The organism is Bradyrhizobium sp. Pa8, from assembly GCF_052588265.1.
Genome location: NZ_CP176767.1, coordinates 4,570,347 through 4,587,232, shown reverse-complemented (window position 1 = coordinate 4,587,232; position 16,886 = coordinate 4,570,347). Strand labels below are relative to the sequence as shown.

The 16,886-nt window shown below is 60.2% G+C and carries 19 protein-coding genes; 3 read left to right on the top strand and 16 right to left on the bottom strand.

Annotated elements, in window-relative coordinates; translation table 11 throughout:
• Positions 1-43 precede the first annotated feature (43 nt).
• The 15 genes from ACKWRH_RS20835 to ACKWRH_RS20765 form a co-directional block, all read right to left on the bottom strand.
• Positions 44-277, bottom strand: coding sequence for a hypothetical protein (locus ACKWRH_RS20835; protein WP_445222122.1), 234 nt, complete (start codon positions 275-277; stop codon positions 44-46).
• A gap of 268 nt (positions 278-545) precedes the next feature.
• Positions 546-1,745 (bottom strand): tyrosine-type recombinase/integrase, encoded by a 1,200-nt coding sequence (locus ACKWRH_RS20830; RefSeq protein ID WP_445222121.1) that lies wholly within the window; start codon positions 1,743-1,745, stop codon positions 546-548.
• A gap of 207 nt (positions 1,746-1,952) precedes the next feature.
• Complete coding sequence (locus ACKWRH_RS20825; RefSeq protein WP_445222120.1) at positions 1,953-2,387, bottom strand: hypothetical protein; 435 nt, start codon at positions 2,385-2,387, stop codon at positions 1,953-1,955.
• Between the two features lie 21 nt (positions 2,388-2,408).
• The gene (locus ACKWRH_RS20820; protein ID WP_445222119.1) at positions 2,409-2,744 is read right to left on the bottom strand and encodes a phage head closure protein; all 336 of its coding nucleotides are present in this window, start codon (positions 2,742-2,744) and stop codon (positions 2,409-2,411) included.
• Complete coding sequence (locus ACKWRH_RS20815; RefSeq protein WP_445222118.1) at positions 2,741-3,967, bottom strand: phage portal protein; 1,227 nt, start codon at positions 3,965-3,967, stop codon at positions 2,741-2,743. Before ACKWRH_RS20815 ends, ACKWRH_RS20820 begins: the two co-directional genes overlap by 4 nt.
• The gene (locus ACKWRH_RS20810; RefSeq protein ID WP_445222117.1) at positions 3,954-4,496 is read right to left on the bottom strand and encodes an HK97 family phage prohead protease; all 543 of its coding nucleotides are present in this window, start codon (positions 4,494-4,496) and stop codon (positions 3,954-3,956) included. Before ACKWRH_RS20810 ends, ACKWRH_RS20815 begins: the two co-directional genes overlap by 14 nt.
• Entirely contained in the window at positions 4,493-4,771 is a 279-nt protein-coding gene (locus ACKWRH_RS20805) for a head-tail connector protein (RefSeq protein WP_445222116.1), read from the bottom strand. The genes ACKWRH_RS20810 and ACKWRH_RS20805 overlap by 4 nt, the downstream gene beginning before the upstream one ends.
• Before the next feature lie 4 nt (positions 4,772-4,775).
• Complete coding sequence (locus ACKWRH_RS20800; RefSeq protein ID WP_445222115.1) at positions 4,776-5,945, bottom strand: phage major capsid protein; 1,170 nt, start codon at positions 5,943-5,945, stop codon at positions 4,776-4,778.
• A 585-nt stretch (positions 5,946-6,530) separates the two neighbouring features.
• Entirely contained in the window at positions 6,531-6,857 is a 327-nt protein-coding gene (locus tag ACKWRH_RS20795; protein WP_445222114.1) for a hypothetical protein, read from the bottom strand.
• A 252-nt stretch (positions 6,858-7,109) separates the two neighbouring features.
• Positions 7,110-7,355, bottom strand: coding sequence for a hypothetical protein (locus ACKWRH_RS20790; protein ID WP_445222113.1), 246 nt, complete (start codon positions 7,353-7,355; stop codon positions 7,110-7,112).
• A gap of 15 nt (positions 7,356-7,370) precedes the next feature.
• On the bottom strand, positions 7,371-8,996 hold the full coding sequence (locus tag ACKWRH_RS20785) for a terminase large subunit (protein ID WP_445222112.1): 1,626 nt from the start codon (positions 8,994-8,996) through the stop codon (positions 7,371-7,373).
• Between the two features lie 147 nt (positions 8,997-9,143).
• A complete protein-coding gene (locus ACKWRH_RS20780; RefSeq protein WP_445222111.1) occupies positions 9,144-9,446 on the bottom strand; it encodes an HNH endonuclease in 303 nt (100 codons plus the stop codon).
• Positions 9,446-11,107 carry an AAA family ATPase gene (locus ACKWRH_RS20775; RefSeq protein WP_445222110.1) on the bottom strand — a complete coding sequence of 554 codons (1,662 nt, stop codon included), beginning with the start codon at positions 11,105-11,107 and terminating at the stop codon, positions 9,446-9,448. Before ACKWRH_RS20775 ends, ACKWRH_RS20780 begins: the two co-directional genes overlap by 1 nt.
• Positions 11,100-11,258, bottom strand: coding sequence for a hypothetical protein (locus ACKWRH_RS20770; protein ID WP_445222109.1), 159 nt, complete (start codon positions 11,256-11,258; stop codon positions 11,100-11,102). The genes ACKWRH_RS20775 and ACKWRH_RS20770 overlap by 8 nt, the downstream gene beginning before the upstream one ends.
• 659 nt (positions 11,259-11,917) lie before the next feature.
• A complete protein-coding gene (locus ACKWRH_RS20765) occupies positions 11,918-12,175 on the bottom strand; it encodes a hypothetical protein (protein WP_445222108.1) in 258 nt (85 codons plus the stop codon).
• On the opposite strand from ACKWRH_RS20765, the gene ACKWRH_RS20760 reads away from it, so the two are divergent.
• Together ACKWRH_RS20760 and ACKWRH_RS20755 are read left to right on the top strand one after the other, a co-directional pair.
• The gene (locus ACKWRH_RS20760) at positions 12,174-12,404 is read left to right on the top strand and encodes a PRC-barrel domain containing protein (RefSeq protein WP_445222107.1); all 231 of its coding nucleotides are present in this window, start codon (positions 12,174-12,176) and stop codon (positions 12,402-12,404) included. The genes ACKWRH_RS20765 and ACKWRH_RS20760 overlap by 2 nt on opposite strands.
• Before the next feature lie 1,306 nt (positions 12,405-13,710).
• Positions 13,711-14,760, top strand: coding sequence for an acyltransferase family protein (locus tag ACKWRH_RS20755; RefSeq protein WP_445222106.1), 1,050 nt, complete (start codon positions 13,711-13,713; stop codon positions 14,758-14,760).
• 91 nt (positions 14,761-14,851) lie between these two features.
• On the opposite strand, the gene ACKWRH_RS20750 is transcribed toward ACKWRH_RS20755, so the two are convergent.
• Positions 14,852-15,667 (bottom strand): methyltransferase domain-containing protein, encoded by an 816-nt coding sequence (locus tag ACKWRH_RS20750; RefSeq protein ID WP_445222105.1) that lies wholly within the window; start codon positions 15,665-15,667, stop codon positions 14,852-14,854.
• A 551-nt stretch (positions 15,668-16,218) separates the two neighbouring features.
• Here ACKWRH_RS20750 and ACKWRH_RS20745 point away from each other — a divergent pair.
• Positions 16,219-16,878: a hypothetical protein gene (locus tag ACKWRH_RS20745; RefSeq protein WP_445222104.1), complete on the top strand. Its 660-nt coding sequence runs from the start codon at positions 16,219-16,221 to the stop codon at positions 16,876-16,878.
• Positions 16,879-16,886: the final 8 nt, after the last annotated feature.

Here is a 16,886-nt window from a genome sequence, read left to right as displayed (position 1 = left end):
GCGCCATTGGCGCGGTGCTCTCGGCGAAAGGGCCGATCGAGCGTTAGGCGGCTTGGGTGCCGCTGGACTGGTTGTCGTTGGCCGCGCGTGTTGCGAGTCGCCGCCGAGCCCGAGCCATGACGTCACCCTTCGATTGCAAGAGGGTTAGCTCTCGTTCGAGCCGCTCAACATACGGCGCGAACTGCGGGCGGTCATGCCGAACCATGACCTCGGAAATCAGGTCGATAGCGGCATCGATACGCTCGACCGTTACGGCAAGCGGATTCTGGATGTACATTTATGGGGATATCGGTTTGGGCGTGTTTCAGCCGAGTAACCGAAAGCGCCTGCCAGGCTGGGGAGCCCTCAAAATGCAGTCACGCTGCGACTGAGTCGCGTTAGTAGCAGAGATTATATAGATTTTTCGATTAATGTCAATATAAAAAGTCAAATCAAGTTTTGTTACAGAGATGCTGTGATGCTTGCGCTTGCCGCAACCCTCGCCGCCCCGTCAGGCAAACGTAGATACATCGCGTAGATACAAGGCGAAACACCATGATTTCAACCTATTGAAAAGAAAGAATATTACACATTATTCTCTGTGGTTTCATTCCGCTAGGGAGCGCCATTGCCGGAAAATTCCCAAGCATTTTCAAATCTATAGGGCCGCGATTGGCTAACTCGGCAGGACGGTTAGCCAATGCCTCCATAGCCATGCGCGCCAGCCGCTTCTGGTTGGCAGCCTGCGTGTACGTCTCGATTTCCTTGAGATTCTTGTGGCCGGTAATCGCCTGAATCTGGTGCGGGGTGCATCCGACGTCGGCAAGGTTGGCGCAGATGGCGTGGCGCAATCCGTGCGGGCTGGAGTCCGAAGGCAGGCCAGCCTTGTGCGCCGCTTCGCGTATCCAATTCGTCGCACCCTTGGCGCTGCGTTCCTTCTTCCACTGCGTTTGCAGGAAGGTGCGCTGGGCGCGCGGAATGTCTTTCAGGTGCGTCCACAGCGTCGGGTGGATCGGGATATTCAGCGTCGTCTTGTGCTGCGACTTTTGCGTGGTGATGGTTATCCAGCCGTTGCTGATATGCGTCCAGCCCAGCCGCACAGCGTCGCTACGACGCAGTCCGGTGTGAATGAATATCTCCAGCCCAAGGCGCTGCAGCGTGCCCGCCTTCCAGCGATTGCGAAAGGCCTCAACGTCAGCGTCCGTCCAAGAGCGATAGGACTTCTCGGTGTACTTGACGCGCTTGGCGCGCTTGATTGGATTGTCAGCGAGCATGCCAGCGCCGATGGCGTATTCCAGCACGGTGTGCAGCCGCTTTCGCAACACGTTGGCTGCGGCAGGGCCGCCGACATTCCGAGCCTTGCCGCCGGGTTTCTTGGCCGGCTCGGTCGTCCTTTCCGACGCCGTGTCAATGATTGCATTGATGTGGCGCGTCTCAAGGCGGGAGAGCGGCAATGTGCCGTATCTGGCCCGGAAGCGCTCTAGCACACGCCGGTAGTTGGCTCGCGTGGATTCGGCCATCTGCCTGTATTCTGCGCTGGTGTAGTAACCAGCAATAGCCGCCGACATGCTGCCTGCAGGGTTGCGCTCCGGCTGCTCGGCAGCAGGCTGCGCGGCCATGGCGCTTTCGTATGCCGTCCAGAATGCCGGGCTATACAACGGCCCAGGCAAGGCAATGCGCTTCTCGTCGGGCTTGCGCAGATAGATGCGCGACTTGCCAAGCCTGTCAGTGTACGCGTGTACGTGCTTCGGTTTGCGGTGGCGCAATCGCGTCATCCCATGGGTTATTATCGTTGGCAACGGCAGGTGCCTTGCCGTCAAAAAGCGAATCTAACTCGTGTCGGTCCCAAATGACAACGCCCAGCATCTGGCGTGGAGCCGGGATTGCGCCCAGCTCCCGCTGTTTGTCGAAATGGCTGGGGCTTATGCCCAGATACCTGGCCGCATCGGCCCGCCTCAGCCCGCGGGGTTGGATCACGTGGCCAGTCCAAGCGTCCGGGCCAGGCCGGCTGTGTCCGGTCGAGACAACCCCATCTCGCCCAGCGCCATGTCGGCGTCAATCTGCTCAACGGTGCGATGTGGCAGCGCCTCGCGCGCTTTCCGCGCCGCAATCCGCCGCCTGGCTGCACCGTCGTTCGCTACTGCCTCGGGCGATCGCCCACCCATCTTAACGTACATCGCCAACAGCGCATCGCGGGCCGACTCGGCCAGGGGCGACCCGGGGTACCAGCGAACAGCCGGAGTTGTGCTGCCGCGAGTCAGCGCGTACGGCGGGAGCGCCCGCCAGCCCTTGGCGGAATGAGTCAGCCGCACACCGTAGAAGGTCATTAAAACGTCAGGGAAGAAGACATCGGCAAACGCCACCTTCGTGAATTCGTTTTTTCCCTCGTCTTCAGTGATGAGGGTCATGCCCCTAACTTCGCATTTCATTTAGCTAACTCCAATTTCTGCCAAGATGTCAACGAACGCTGAGCGCTCGTCCGGTGTGATACTTTTGATGTCGTACGCGCGGCCACTGCGCGTGCTGGTCAGACGCCAGGTCGGGTCAGCGTCTCCAAGGCCCGGCTGGTTTCTTACCGTCACGACTACGGTTTGCGTGCCCTGGAGCCGGCCTGACATAACGGTCTCGCCACCTTTCAGGTATTTGATGCGAGCCGGTGTCGTCAGCACCTCCACCCACGAAATCGTAGAGCCGCCAGCACCGTCGCTGACACTCACCTGTTTCTCGAGTTTTACCTCCTGCCGAAGTTCTCCCGGCTGGGTCATGCCGCGGCCTCGTCAATCTTGTTCTTATTGTCGTTTGCAGCGGCGAGGCTGGTTACGTTAAGAGGCACGACGTATTCGTCACCGCCAACCACCTTCCCCATGTTCAGGAATTTGCGGATCTCGTTAACCGAGAGCCAGCCGTTATTGCGCCCTACAGCATACGCATTGTATTGCGCCGTCAGATCGCCTCGCAGTAGTGCCGCCATGTCGTGTTCAATGAAAAACGACTTGCGCGACTCTGTCGTCAGCAATGCGACGTTCATGGCTTGCTCAACTCGTTTTGCCATCGGCGCAAGACAGCGCGTAACGAGTGCGCGGGATTCGTCGCCAACATTGCTATAGGTGCTGTTGTCGGTGATGCCCGCAACACTCGGAGGCACGCCAAATACGCGGCAGATATCCATGTTTGACAGTTTGCGGGATTCCAGGAATTCAGAATCCTTGCTGTTAAAGCTGAACGTTTCAAACTTCGCGCCGCCATCCAGCACCATGACTTCATTGGCTTTGAGCGAGCCAACGAATTTGGATTTGAATTTGGCAACGATGTCCTCGGCGTTGCCCGCGCCCTTGCCAGCGACGGCCAGCTTTTCCGGGAACACCAAAGCCCCGGCCGGCCGGAATGAGTTTTCAGCAGCGGAGCCAGCCGTGTCTTGCTGGCTCAAGGCAAGCCCGAAGGTCGCCGCCGCGATCTGAATCGGACTCATGCCGAGCACGCCATCGCTGGTACGATAGCGCAGATGTAGCACCTCCTCCTGCAACAGGACTTCCGTGCCGCCGTTTTGCTGCGCGTGCTTATATCGCAAGCGGCCACTGCCAAGCCGCTCCACCGTCACGCTGCCGGCAATGAGCGGATGCAGCGACGTGACCTGGCCGCGACCATTGCGCTCGATACGGGCGACGGCGTTCCCGTACATAAGAACATTCGCGGCGAGCCACTCGCGCGCCTCGAAGGCCGTCAACGTTGGCGAGGCCTGCGTTTGGAGCACATCGTAAAGCGGATGGTCAGATGCCGGCTCGCGGCCACCGTCGTCGGTGTGGCGATACAGCTTAAGCGGCACGGCCGACAAATTGCCGGTGATAGCCGAGATACAAGCGTGCGCCACCGAGTGGCCCGAAGCCTTTTCGATGTCGGCCCGGGCTTGCCAGCGCGCGCCGAGGAACTCGCCGAGGAATGGATCCGACGACGCGATGCGCTCCTCTACTTTCTTGTTAAACGGCCACATTGCCCGCCTCCATCTCCAAGAGCGCAATACGGCGTTGTGCAGCGGTGCGCTGTTGACGCGCGCGGGCCGATAATTCAGTGTTGGGATAGGCTGGCCATGCAGAAACCACGCTAACCTCGTGAAGCGTAACCTTGCGCAGCGTGCGCTTCTCGCCGTTCCATTCGTCGCCGCCGGACTCGACGGAGAATCCAAAACTCATTCCCCCGAGAGTTTGATTTGCGGCAAGGGCTGCGACATCCCGGCCCGCGCCTGTGTCCGGCAAGTCCAATTCGAATTTCAGGCCGCGCGCATCAGAGCTAAGTCGAAGTGTTTTGTTTCGCGTTCGTCCCAGCACTGCATCGCGCCGGTGGTCTGCAAGAGCTAAGATATCGCTGCCATCGGCAAGGCTGGAATCAAATGCTCCCGGTGCAATCGTCTCGCTGAAGTCCGCAATGCGCGCCTCAGTGTTATAGAGCGCGGCGTAACCCGTTAGCTTTTTGCCTTCTGCGCGCACCTCAATGGCTGCGCGTTCCTCAATTTTTAATGTCATATGTTGATTTCCCTGAAGGGTGCCAGCAGCGTGTCAACACCGAGGGCGATGGCCTTGGGCGGCTCGGTGGTGGCTGCGTCTCGGTTTGAATACCAATGCGACACGAGCAACCGAACCGCATGTAGAACGGCCGGCTGCGGTGGCGTGCTAATCGTGACGCCGATGGATTCGATATACGACTCGGCAGCGTCGATAAGGGGCTGAATGTAGGTGTCCTCCGAGTCAAAACTGACTCGGAGGTGCGCCTTAGCATCCGCCAAAGTTAAGGCGGACATTTGACTAGATCGCCTTCCAGGAAAACGCTTCCGGATGGCGGATCGCAATGTCCGCATCCAGGAACGCGTGGAGCCGCAGGCCGCCCTTCGTCGCATCCGAATAAGGGTTGGCCAGGATATCGACACCGCTCCAATATCCGAGAACTAGATTGGACCACGCGCCGTAGATCAAGTGCTCTTTCGCCGGGGAGCCGCCATTGTTCGGAACGTTGTTCGAGGCGACGACTCGTTCGTCGTGGAAGATTTCAGCCAAGCTGAATCCACGGCCTTCGCCGTCCTTCAATTTCCTCACAACACCGAGCAGAGTCGGTGACGTGAGGAAGCCCGTGTTGCCTCCAACATTGTCGATTTGCAGCTCCGCGATAAGGTCGGCCGCGAGGTCGTTGATCGCGGTTGACGTGCTCGTGCTCGCGGTGATGCCGGCCAGAATTCCCGTAGGCTGATTGGTGCCGCCACCCTTGATCGCCGCGGAGTCGAGAGCCTGCGCGAGAACGAAGGCAAGATCCTGACGAAGAATATTTTCAATCGCCACGCCGGACTGGAGCGTCAGGCGACGCGAGAGGTACATCTCGCCGGAGACGGTCTTGGGCGACAGGCTAACCTTGTCGAAGGTGGAATCGGAAGCGGTCGACGCGCCGTCTTCTGCGACCCAGTAAGCGGTGGGTCCCGAGGTCAGACGCGGCAAATCGAGATTGCCGACCAGACCGGAAATCACGGTCGCACCGAGGCCCTGCACAGCCAGCACCGGCCGGAGTCGGTCGATCAGCCCGCCGAGGTTTTTCTCAACGGTGTTGCCGGCCGATCCGCCGACCGTCATCGCCCGCTGCTCCCCGAAGATGAGCGAGGTGGGAATCATCACGCCACGCACTTCCCGACCCTTGCCAAGCTCGGCCGAGACTTCGGCTTCACGGCCGGTCAGGCCACCGGCAACGGATTCCCTGATCGCCTTGGCAACCGAGAATTCGCGCACCTCAGCGTCAAGCCGCGCGTCCGGCTCGGCATCGGCCTGGCGCTCGAATTCCGCCAAGGTCGCGGCGTTTTTAATCTGAACGTCGAGTGCACGCACCTCGGTTTCGAGCGCGTCGAACTTGGTCGCGTCGGGATTGTCGCCCAGCGCACGCAAGGCAGCAATCTTCGAGGCGCGGGTTTCTTTGAGTTGATTGATGTTAGGCAAGTGTAGTCTCCGTACGAAGTGGGCCGAAGCCCGGTGATTGGCCGTCGCGACGGCCGGTTGCGGCGTTCGGAAACGCCAAAAGCCCGCGCAGCACGAGGCTGGCGAGCGATACAAAATCAGGAATTGTTGGCGCGGACTGCGCGGGCCGGTTGGGCCATATGTGCCGGGATGTTCCGGTTTCTAGGTTGCGCGCGGCCATTCGGCTTGAGCGCTGATTTTTGTTTGGGGCTTCACGTTGCCCGGGTAGTGCGCCGGACGTTGCCGGCAACGCTGCTGTTGAGTCAGCAGTCGTAACAATATGGTTGGTGGCGCGCGGAAGTGTGCAGAAAAAAATTTGCCTCACACACTCTAGGCAGCGAGCGACCAAAAAACCGATAATAGGTTGATTTTGTTGCAATTTTGGCGTTTAGGAGTTTCCTAAGCTATTGACATTATTCAACAATTAAAATCTGGTTTTTCTGCGATTTGACGCAATCACGCCATAAACAGGGCATTTCGCGACAATATGTCGCATTGATGTGTAAAATATTTAATGCAGAGGCCCGCCACATCTCTGCAGCGGGCCCAATCGGTAATATGGTGTGGTCACTCGGCGGCTTGCGCCAGTTCGTCGTCCCAGAACGACGGCACGGGCAGCGCGAGCAAGTCGGCAGCGAATGAGTCCTTGAGGTGATTCAGCCAGCCGGGAAGTGGATCGTTAAGCGCCCCAACAAGCGTCGACACCTTCGCGGCGAACTCATCCCACGTCTGAGCTTGTTCGTTGGCAAGCTCCTTCAAAACGTCGTAGCCGGTTTCCTCCAGCATCTTGATAACGCGCTCGGGCAGCGCGCCCTGTTTCAGCGTGGTGACCTTGCAGTAGTCCTGGACTAGTTGGGCGACGGGCGTGTTAGATTTCTGGCTAGCCTGTAGCATGGGTATATTCCTTGCTGGGTTAGGCCCGTCCAGGTGTTGCAACCATCTAGGCGGGCCGTTATACGTAACGTACGGACAATATGATGTACGTACATTACGGTCAAGGCCCATGGAAGAAAAAACCGAAAGATTTGAGATGCGCATCCCGGCTTCGTTCTTGAAGCTGGTCGACGACTGGCGGCGCCGGCAGGAGGACCTACCCAGTAGGGCCGAGGCTATCAGGCGACTTGTTGAGTTGGCGTTGCGCCGGGGCTAGGGATTCCGCCTCCGGTATTCGCAACACGCTGCGAATTTGATTTGCTCGCGACAATCGTCGGTCATCTCTTCCTTGTTTTCCGAGTTGCATCGCACCTCGAACGCGTCACCGTTGTGCCAAAGTCCCATCTCCCTGATGTGTCGGCCATCCACCTCGACGTCGAATACAGCGATCGGCTTGCTCGTGCCCTCGGGAAAATCGCCAAACCAAGTCGGTGTTTCCCAATTCGATAGCTGAATCATTCCAATTCCCCTTCACTAGGCCGCCAGCAGGCAAGCCGGTAGTGTGTTCGGCTCATGGCGCGCAGAAATTGAATTTGCCATAGCCAGTGCTACGAGTCCATCGATGCGGCCGGCGGCTTTAGCCTTGTCGAGTTTTCGTCCACCGGCCGGGTCTTTCGTAATCACGGCGTTGGCCGCGCACATTGTTAGGACGGGATGCGAGCCATGCCGCAGCTGCGCCTCGGCTACGGAACGCTCCAGCGCGTCGACGGCGGGCGACATGTCGCGAAACCCCTGCCCGTGCGGCACGAGCGGCAATTCGGCGCCGATGCGCGCTAGCTCTCGCTTCAAATCCTCAATGCGCCATCTGTCATAGGCCACCGCCTGAATATCAAACCGGGCTGCATCCTCGGCCATTGCCTCTGCAACGAAACCCGGATCGATCGTGCTGCCCGGTATCAAGTCCAGCAGTCCTTGCCGTGCCCAGACGTCGTACGGCACCTTATCCAGCTCGCTCTTGTCTGCGATGCCGTTTTCCGGAAGGAAGAAACGCGGCAACACATGCAGCGTGCCGTCCTCCATCGGGAAAACCAGTACCCAGGCCGTCAAATCGCGGGCAGCGCTGAGATCGAGACCGCCGAAACACGGCCGGCCTTTCAGCGCCTCAATATCGATCGGGCCGCCGCAGCGATCCCATTCAGCCTTCGCAATGAACCGAACGTGAGCCGCGACTCTCTGATTCAAGATCTTGTTGCGGAAGTCCTGCATCTTGCTGGGAATGCGCTCGGCCTGTGCAGCTTGCCGGGCCACGTCCTCCTCGGAGCGGAAATCACCCAAGGCCGGATTGGCAAGCAACCACGTTTCGCGCGCCATCGGGTCGGTGGACTCGGGCGCACTGTACAGCGTGAGATGGAACGACGGGTCCACAACCTCGCCGGCCTGCACCTTCAAGCCATAGTCTACCAGCGTGCTGAATACATGGTTGTCGTCGGGTGCCTGAGTGCTGATGGCAATCAAGAGCGGATTATCCCGCGCGCCCATGGCGGAATCCAAGGCGTCGTACAGATCGCGTTTCGGCGCATAACCAAGCTCGTCAATTACGGTGAAAGACGGCGACAGGCCGAGCTTCGTTGCGGCGTCACTCGATAGCGCGGCGAATATGCTGCCCTTGCCTTGGCCGTCCAGCACCTCGATTTCCTTTCGGAACCTGATGATATTGCAGCGTGCGCCCAGCTCCGCGTGCTGGCCTAGGATGGCCACGATCTCCGCGAAGATTTTGCCTGCCTGGAAACGATCATTCGCGGCCGCATAACATTCGCCGCGAGGCTCGGCTTCCGGGCCGGCCAAGTGGCAGAGCGCCAGGCCAGCCACCAAGCCAGTTTTGCCGTTCTTGCGGGCCAGCGACAGAATGGCCGTCCTCACAGGCCGGATGCCGGGTGCATCCTCCGAATAGACGGCCTCCAAGAATTCGCGCTGCCAGTCGCGCACAACCATCTTCGTTCCGGCCAGCTTGCCCTGCGTGATCGGCAGGTCTTCAAGGAAGGCGACGACGCGCCCTACCCTTGAGAGGCCTTTCTTCTCCCACGGCAGGCGTTTGCGCAGCTTTGGAGACAGGATGCCGCCGCTAGATTTGGGCTTTGCGCCCGGCCCACGAAGGCCCATAATATTTTACCTTTCATGAATTGTGTACTGAACGGTACAAAACTAAGTCTGTGCCCTTCTGAGCCGCCGGTCTTGGAGGCGGAAAGCCCAGTCCTTGGAAGCCCCTAGGGGGTAGCTAGGCTTGGCAGCGCGCTTGCTGTGTGCGTTTCAATCCCAACCCGCTATCGGATTGCCATCCACGTCATAGCCCTTGAGCGCCCGCCTAAAGCCGCTTGCGTTGGGGTGGTCGACAGCGTTGGTCTTGGCGTTGTGGCACGCCTCACACATGCTCATCAGGCCAGCCAAAGGCGGGAATGCTGGGCCTCCCTTGGCTATCGCGACGATGTGGTCCACGGCCTTGGCCAGCACCGTGCGGCCACGTAACAGGCACGCCTCGCACAACGGATGGGCTGATAGCTTGGCTGCCCGCAGGTTGAGCCAAGCTATGGTGTTATAGGGCCAGCCCGCCATTAGGCTGCTTCGCTTATGATTGGTTCTTCAATATCCAAACCATCGGCAGGTGCAGGTGCATCAGTGCAACCCCTAAAGGGGGGTTGCACCTGCACCTTTGCACCTAGCCTGTCTGAATGGTCGCTAGGTGCAGGTGCAGGTGCATCAGGTGCATGCACCTCGTTTGCACCTAGGTTTTGCACCTCGGCTGGGACATAGACCTTGGGTGTCCCGGATGACTGAACGCGGCCAGCCTCCTCAAGCGCCTTGACGGCTCGCTTCCATCTTGACGCGATGGTGTTCTCCTTCACGTCGGGGTGCATCTGGTGATAACGCGCTTGCCACATGCCACCGCCGACAGGATGCCCGCCTGCCGAAAGGTCGGTCAGGATGTCCATAAGTTCGGTCTCGGCCTTGGCTTGCACAGACTGGCCTACGGCCTTGGCAAATCCGGCCACATCCACCGCCTTGACCACGACGGGCGCGGTAATCGGCTCGCCTTCCTCGTCAGTTCCGACGTTCACAGACTCCATCCTGAAATTGCAGATGACGCCTTCCTCGCCGTCGTTGGTGCCGTCGCATTCCAGCACATGGCCGGCCGCGTTCTTCTTGACCATGAAGGACGCATCAACCGCGCCATCCAAGTCGATAGCGCCTTTGCCGCGCTCGCCAGCCCAGCCAGTATGATGCACCACGGTCAGGTGCGAGCCGGTCTCAGCGATAATCGTGTCGCAGGACCGGACATACTTCGCCATGTCTTTCGATTGATGCTGGTCTCCCGGCCCGAAGGTGCGAGTCAGCGTGTCGACGATAATCCAAACACAAGGCTGGCCGGTTATCTTCGCTGCCTCTTTGACTGCCATGGCAATCGCGGTGGCGTGAAGCGTGCCCGTGGTCATGTCTATCAGGCCGCCAAGCACAAGCAGGGGAAGGTCTTTGACGCCGTGCTTCTTGCGGAAGGCCATCATGCGCCGCTCGGTCAGTTTCTTGCGCTCGGCCGCCACATAGACAACCAAGCCTTGCTTCACCTTCCTGCCCATCCACGGCAGGCCAGCCGCGATATGACAGGCAAGGTCAGTCACGATAACGGACTTGCCCGAACCTGGCATGCCGCTAATCATCGTGAACTCGCCGGCACCAAGCATACCCTTGACGACAGTTTCCTTCTTCGCCTCGGTGCCGATGTCATCAAACCAAGTGAAGGTTAGCTTGCCCCATGAATCCATCTTAGATGGCGACAGGCCGTTGTCGTTAGCCGCAGTTGGCCGTGATGACAGCCGCGCCCGCAATAGCGCCATCGACTTCTGCATTTCGGACGGCTCGCGCTTTGGCGGCTCGGCCCCGATGTCACGGGCGATAATAGACTCGGCAATAGCGCGGTCGGACTCCGGGCCATGGATTTGGATAAGCTCGGGCTTGCCGTCGTTCAGCCGGATCAGGAACGTTGCATCCGGGTCGCAGCCGGCCACGTCGCTCACAAGCACGCAGGCGGCGCGAGCGGAAGGCTCGTCCTCGGGCCATTCATCGGCAGGGAGCTTCCGAACGTTGGCCGGGTCGGCCTTGGCCCAATCCGGCTCGCCATCTTCACCGGCCGGTGCAAGCACCACGTCAGCGAGGCAGTGGCCTTGGTCGGTCAGGACGTCATAGATGCCGAAGGTAAGGTCGCGGGTTTCGTCAGTCATGCTGGCCAGCCTCCGCATGTGCGAGGGCAGCCTTGGCGATTGAATCGAGCAACCGGGTAATGTCGTCGCCGAAGACGCGAACCTCGCCCTCGGCATTTCGAATGAGCGTCAGCTTGTTGAGGCAAACGCTATCAAGTTCCGCATTGAACATGCCAATGCGTCGCCCGCCTCGGCCAACCGGCCGGAACTTCGTGATTTGCAAAACTGTACCTATGTGAGTGGAAGAATACCGGACGTTGCCGGGGAATGTGCGCGGTTAATCCGCGTCTGTGCCGTCATCAGCGTTAGCCGATGCCGGAATTTCGCTATGGGATTCAATGGTGCGATTGCTGGCTAACTGAGTAGCCAAGGCATTGAAAATGCTTAGCAGTTGCTCACCGCTAGGGAGCGCCAACAAATCAATCACTTACCGCCCTCTTCCGCCGCCGTGTCCAACACAGCGCCGGGTCGCGGAGCTGCGCGAGATGGAGCGCCATTGCTCGGATCGGGCGGACGATGACGATCTCGTTCTCGCGCGCGACGGACTGAACGCGCTGGCGGCCGACTACCGCGCCGCTGCGGACGCGATGGTTCCCTCTGGTGCTGTTTGGGACCTTTAGGGCGCGGTGAGCGTTGAGGCGTTAGCACCGGGGCAGGATCGCGAACCCCGGAGTTCGGATCATGAGCACGATCCCTGCGGACCTCGAAAGAAAGTTCGAACAACGGTGGGCCGCCAGATTGGCGCGGACCATTCCGCCGGCTCCATTTGCGCGCCCAGCCTGTCCGAGGTGCAAGTCCCAGATGATGCTCGTCAGCATCGAGCCAAAAAGCCTAAGCGTGGACTTGCACATGTTTCGCTGCGCTGTCTGCAATCACGCACTTACGACATTCGCAATGCATGAAGATCCCATGCATTCCAATCGCCGCTGGCTTCAAGGCGATTTGCGCCCACCGAAGTAACCCGCGCTGCAAGTCGTGACCGAAGGCGAGACGCCGCGGCTGCCGGAAGGTTTCAGGGTCGAGCTCGACAAGGACGGTTGGCGGCACTGACTCGCGGATCTTCAATAATCCGCCGGCCGCGTAGGGCATGACCATGTCCGATGACTGGACCAAACGAGCGACGAACATCCTTCGAGAACTTCATGCTGCCGAGACGGAGCTAATCGGCAGGGGTGTTATCCTGACCGACGGTAAGGCGGGGACGGTTGATCACGTCTTCCTTGACGAGGTGCACGGGCTCCGGATCTCGATCGATGGCCACGACGGCAAGTGGCCGATTTCGACTCTGAAGCTTCTAGACTCCGGTTTCGCCAGATAGCTTGTCCGCCCGGTCACCGTCCGCGGTGATCACTCGGTGACCGGGCGCCCAGCGCGGACTTTGAAGGCCTGCTCGCCGGTGCCTGGCTGAGTAAGCCAGTCACAGTTTACCTGGAGTGGCAGCCATGATGCAGAACGTTGTAGCCGGATGCGTCGCAGTGGCTTTGATTATCCTGGCCTTGATTGGCTTTGCCCAAACGCACCATGAATGTTGGCACGGGCACGTGCTCCTAACCCATGAGCCCTGCGGATCCGTCAGCCCTTCAATATAGGAACAACCATTTTCTGCTGATCTAGGCGCGGGATCGAAGCCCCGCCACTCGTGAAGCTTTGCCAGCACACGTAAGCTTGCGGACGACTCAGCGCGAAAGCCCCCTACCGCCCGGTAACCGCCTTCTGGCGCGCAGCGTTCAGGTCTGCCTTTGTCTGTGCAGTTGCGGCACTCGCGGACTCTCGATTTGGGGGCGGCTCATTGAGGTCTCGGGCCCACGGCGCGCCAGATCGAGCAACTGACTTCGGAGCGGCATGTTCTGAGCTGGAGCAGGCAGAGACGAGAGAGACGACAACAAGGGACATCCCCGTCCGCCCCAACGTTTGAGTGATCCTGTTCATCAGGCAATCAACTTCCGGCGCGGCCTTACTGTTGGCGCCTGCGATCCGCTCTAGCATCGAAATAGATGACCACCGCGAATGTGGCGCCTAGAGCCAAAACGCTGACACAGCCGGTAATCAACGCCACCGCCATCATAGCTGGATCAGTATTTCTACGGCATCAGGGGTGGGCAATTCACGAATGATTAGCGCATGCAACAAGGCTGGGGCGCGCCATCGTTCGCGCGTCGACGCTCGGGACGCACTGAGTTGGCGGGCGCCGGCCGGTAGTCGAATGACAGATTGACGGGGCGGACGTTCGATGGCGGGCGGCTGCCCGGGAACGTGAGGACGTTGGACATGGCGGTGTTCTGGCTTTGGCCGATCAAAGCCGCGCCCGGTGTCAGACCGGGCAGCCGGGGGTTGATCACCAGCCAGAGCGACTGGTCGAGACGCTTTTACGGTTTCCCGCTGGACAGCACGCTCGCCCCCGGCCATAAAAGGCCGGTCGGAGCCGCGCCGGCAAGCGCGTCCGTTCATTCAGCCGCTCTCACTCGTCGCCAAATGAGTGGTTCCTTGACCAAGGGAATGCGGCCTAGCTCTGGTCAGGGTGATCAAACCCAGAGCCATCCCACCACGATTTGGTGAATTTTGTCTATCCCCTTTAGGGGCTGCGGCCCGCTCCATAGCTGGGCACGTCAAGGAGGATTGACGGTTTGAACGGGCACAAGCTTGAAGGGCTGCAAGCCGCGCGAGCCATCGCCGCGCTTAGCGTCGCCTACTTTCACTCTTATGTCGCACTGCGCGCATTTCCGGAGCTGGCCCAGCATCCAATCCCATTTTTCAAGGAATGGGGTTTTCTCGGCGTCGACTTTTTCTTCGCAATCAGCGGATATGTGATCTGCCTAGTCATCACCCGGCCCGGCTTCACGGTTCGCTCGTTCTGCATCAAGCGAGTTTTTCGGCTCTACCCAATGTACTTCGTTGCCATGTTCCTCGTGGCCCTGATGATCTGGGCCGGCAAGTTCCCGGACCCGGTCTCGCTCAGCCAGTACCTTTATTCGCTGACTCTGCTGCCGACGCACCCACCACCCGGCCCGGCCTATCCGGTAAGCTGGACGCTTGAGCGCGAAGTCGTGTTCTATGCCCTTGCCGGCCTTGCCATCCCCGTCGCCGGAATCGGCGGCCTTGCTGTGCTGCTCGCGGGACTGGCGTGGGCCGGTTACGTCCTGCATGACCCTTGGTCATTCCACCTCGCATCAACCTATCAGGCCAATTTCCTCGGCGGCGTGCTCGTCTTTTCGCTGAGCCGGCTCATCAAACTCCCACAGGTGGCCGCGCTGGCCGCACTCTTCGGCGGCGCCGGCTGGCTGCTCTTCCTGTGGCTGCTGCCGAACCGCATCTTCCCGTTTGCGACCGCAATCTGCCTTGCGCTCGTCCTGCTGGGCATCGTCCATGTGAAATTGGCCTGGTCGCATCCTTGGCTACGCTGGCTGGTCCGTATCGGCGACGCCTCCTACTCGATTTATCTCCTGCACGGCATCATCCTGTACTATGCTTGGTGGCTCGGTGCGCAGTTCGACCATCTGCCGAACTGGTTGTGTGAGGTATGGAGGTTTGGAGCGCTCGGCGTATGCTGTGCTGCGTCCTGGTGGACATGGCGTCTGATCGAGCGCCCCTTCATCAATTTCGGCAACCGGATCGCCGATCGTAGACTGAAACCCCATGACGCCATCAGCCGGACTGACGTCAGTCAGACGGCTTGAATTACCTGATCAGCGAGGCCCGCCGGCGTGTATCGACAGGCCAATCGAGATGACGGCCAGCGCGATCAATACCCAAGGAACAGGCGACCGATCATACCGCAACGACGCGCCCGTTGGTGGCAAACAGATCATCCGGATCGTATGACAGGAATTGTGGCGCAACGATCAGCCCGGCGGGCGGTTCGGCCTTCACGGAAGATTCCTCCAAAATCGTGAAACCGGCCTCTTTGAACATCCGCACGTAGTCGCTGTGCCGAAGCCGGTTGACGTACTGCTTTCCGCTGTTGAACGGCCGCCATTCGGCGTCGGAGTAGCGCAAAAAGTTCAGCCGCGAGACCGACGGATCGGACCTGGCGTAGTGGTCGCTGTAGTCGATCGAATGCGTCGTGATGCCGTTGGTCACTGCGCGCAACGCCTTCAGTAATTCCGCAAGCTGGTCGGCCGGCACATGCTCAAGGACCTCGTTCGAACAGGAGCAATCGACGGGGCCGTCATCTACCGAGACATGGTGCGGCGCCCTGTAGTCGATACCATACCGCTGCAGTTCATCCCAATCGCGCAAACAGACCTGACCAGCCAATAGCGTGTCCGCAGCATGCTGGACCAGATCTAATCGCGCGAGACGCTGGACGTCGCACGCAATCACCGCCCTGACGCCGAGGCGCCGCAGCGCTAGCGGCACCGCCAGATCACGACCGGCGCCGACCTCGAGGACGCTGGCGGGCATCGCGCTCCGATGCCGCACGTAGTCGTCGACCACGCGACGCGCAACGCCGGCGAGCGAATCCAGCGTTTGCGCGGGCCGCGGCCAATTTCGCGTCACATGACGCTGCAGAAAATAATGCAGCTGTGCGCCGCCCGGAATCTCCAGCGCGCGGAATGCCAGTGCCTTGAGCCGCCAGTCCATGGTCATGCAACCTAGACTGGCAGACGCGGCCGTCAAGCCGGGGCATGCCTTTTCCCCCCGCCAAGATTATACGATCCCATTCTTGGCCGCGATGTTGGTCAACCGAGACGTTCCGCTGGCCTGACTGATACTGAAATCAGTTCAGACGCCCAGAGGTTGTTGGTCTGACAGCGCTCGAATTACGGGTTAAAGGTGACGTTGGAAGTGATGGGGTTGTGCGATTTGATCCGCTCGGCTGTCCGTTCGTGACGACATTTGTGCAGCTACCGGCCGGGACTTGGCCGATGATCGCGTTGCCTGGATTGTTCGTGCCTTGCAGTTTGATGACGCTGGTGCATGTCACCGCGCCGCCGCCGTTGATGTTGTGCAGGCGGACGATGTCGCCGTTGGAAGTCGCGGAAGGGATATCCAGCACAACGCACGTCGGCGTGGCTCGCAATGCACATTCTGAATATCGTAGAAGCCGCCTGATGCGGCGAAATCCGCTGCCCCGCATGAACCTCCCCGCCCCTGACCGACGACCAATGTCCCGTTGGAACCGGTGCAGGCCCATGGCGCAGCGCAAATCCCCCTCGGACGGCCAGACCGGCGCCGCCTCGCCGGCGCCGCCGTCCTGGATGCACCGTACCGCGCCCTACGCGCCGGAGCGGCGCGCCAGAATGCTGGAACACATGGCACGCGCCCGATCGCTTCCGCAGCCCCAGGCCGCGACGGTGCCGACACCGTCGCGCACGAGCGGCATGGACATTCTCGGCGATGCCTTCGGCTACATGGTTTTGTTCGGTGTCATCGCCCTGCTCTTGAAGTCGCGCGTTCCGCTCTGTCTCGGCGCCTTCCTCTTCCTCACCGACGGCGAGCGCATCGAACACGCGCTTGGAACGATCGGCATCCGGCTCGATCGGGATACGCTCGGCCCCGACATCATCAAGGGCTTCGCATCCCTGTTCGGATGGTTCGCGCTGCTCGCGTCGTTGCAAGGCTCCGTGCCGGCCTGGCTTGCGGCATGGATGCCGCCGGCCGCGTCATGGTCCGCCATTGCCGGCATCGCCGTCGTGTTCGCGACCGTCGAAGCGTCTGCGGGGCTGGCGATGCGGCACGCATTGCCGTGGCTTGGGTTTCAGATCAGGCCGGACAGCCTGACCGCGACGGCGATCAAGCTCCTCATGGCCCTTGGCCTGCTCGCCTTGGTGGTGCTGCTCGGATCTCTCTGAGCGGCACA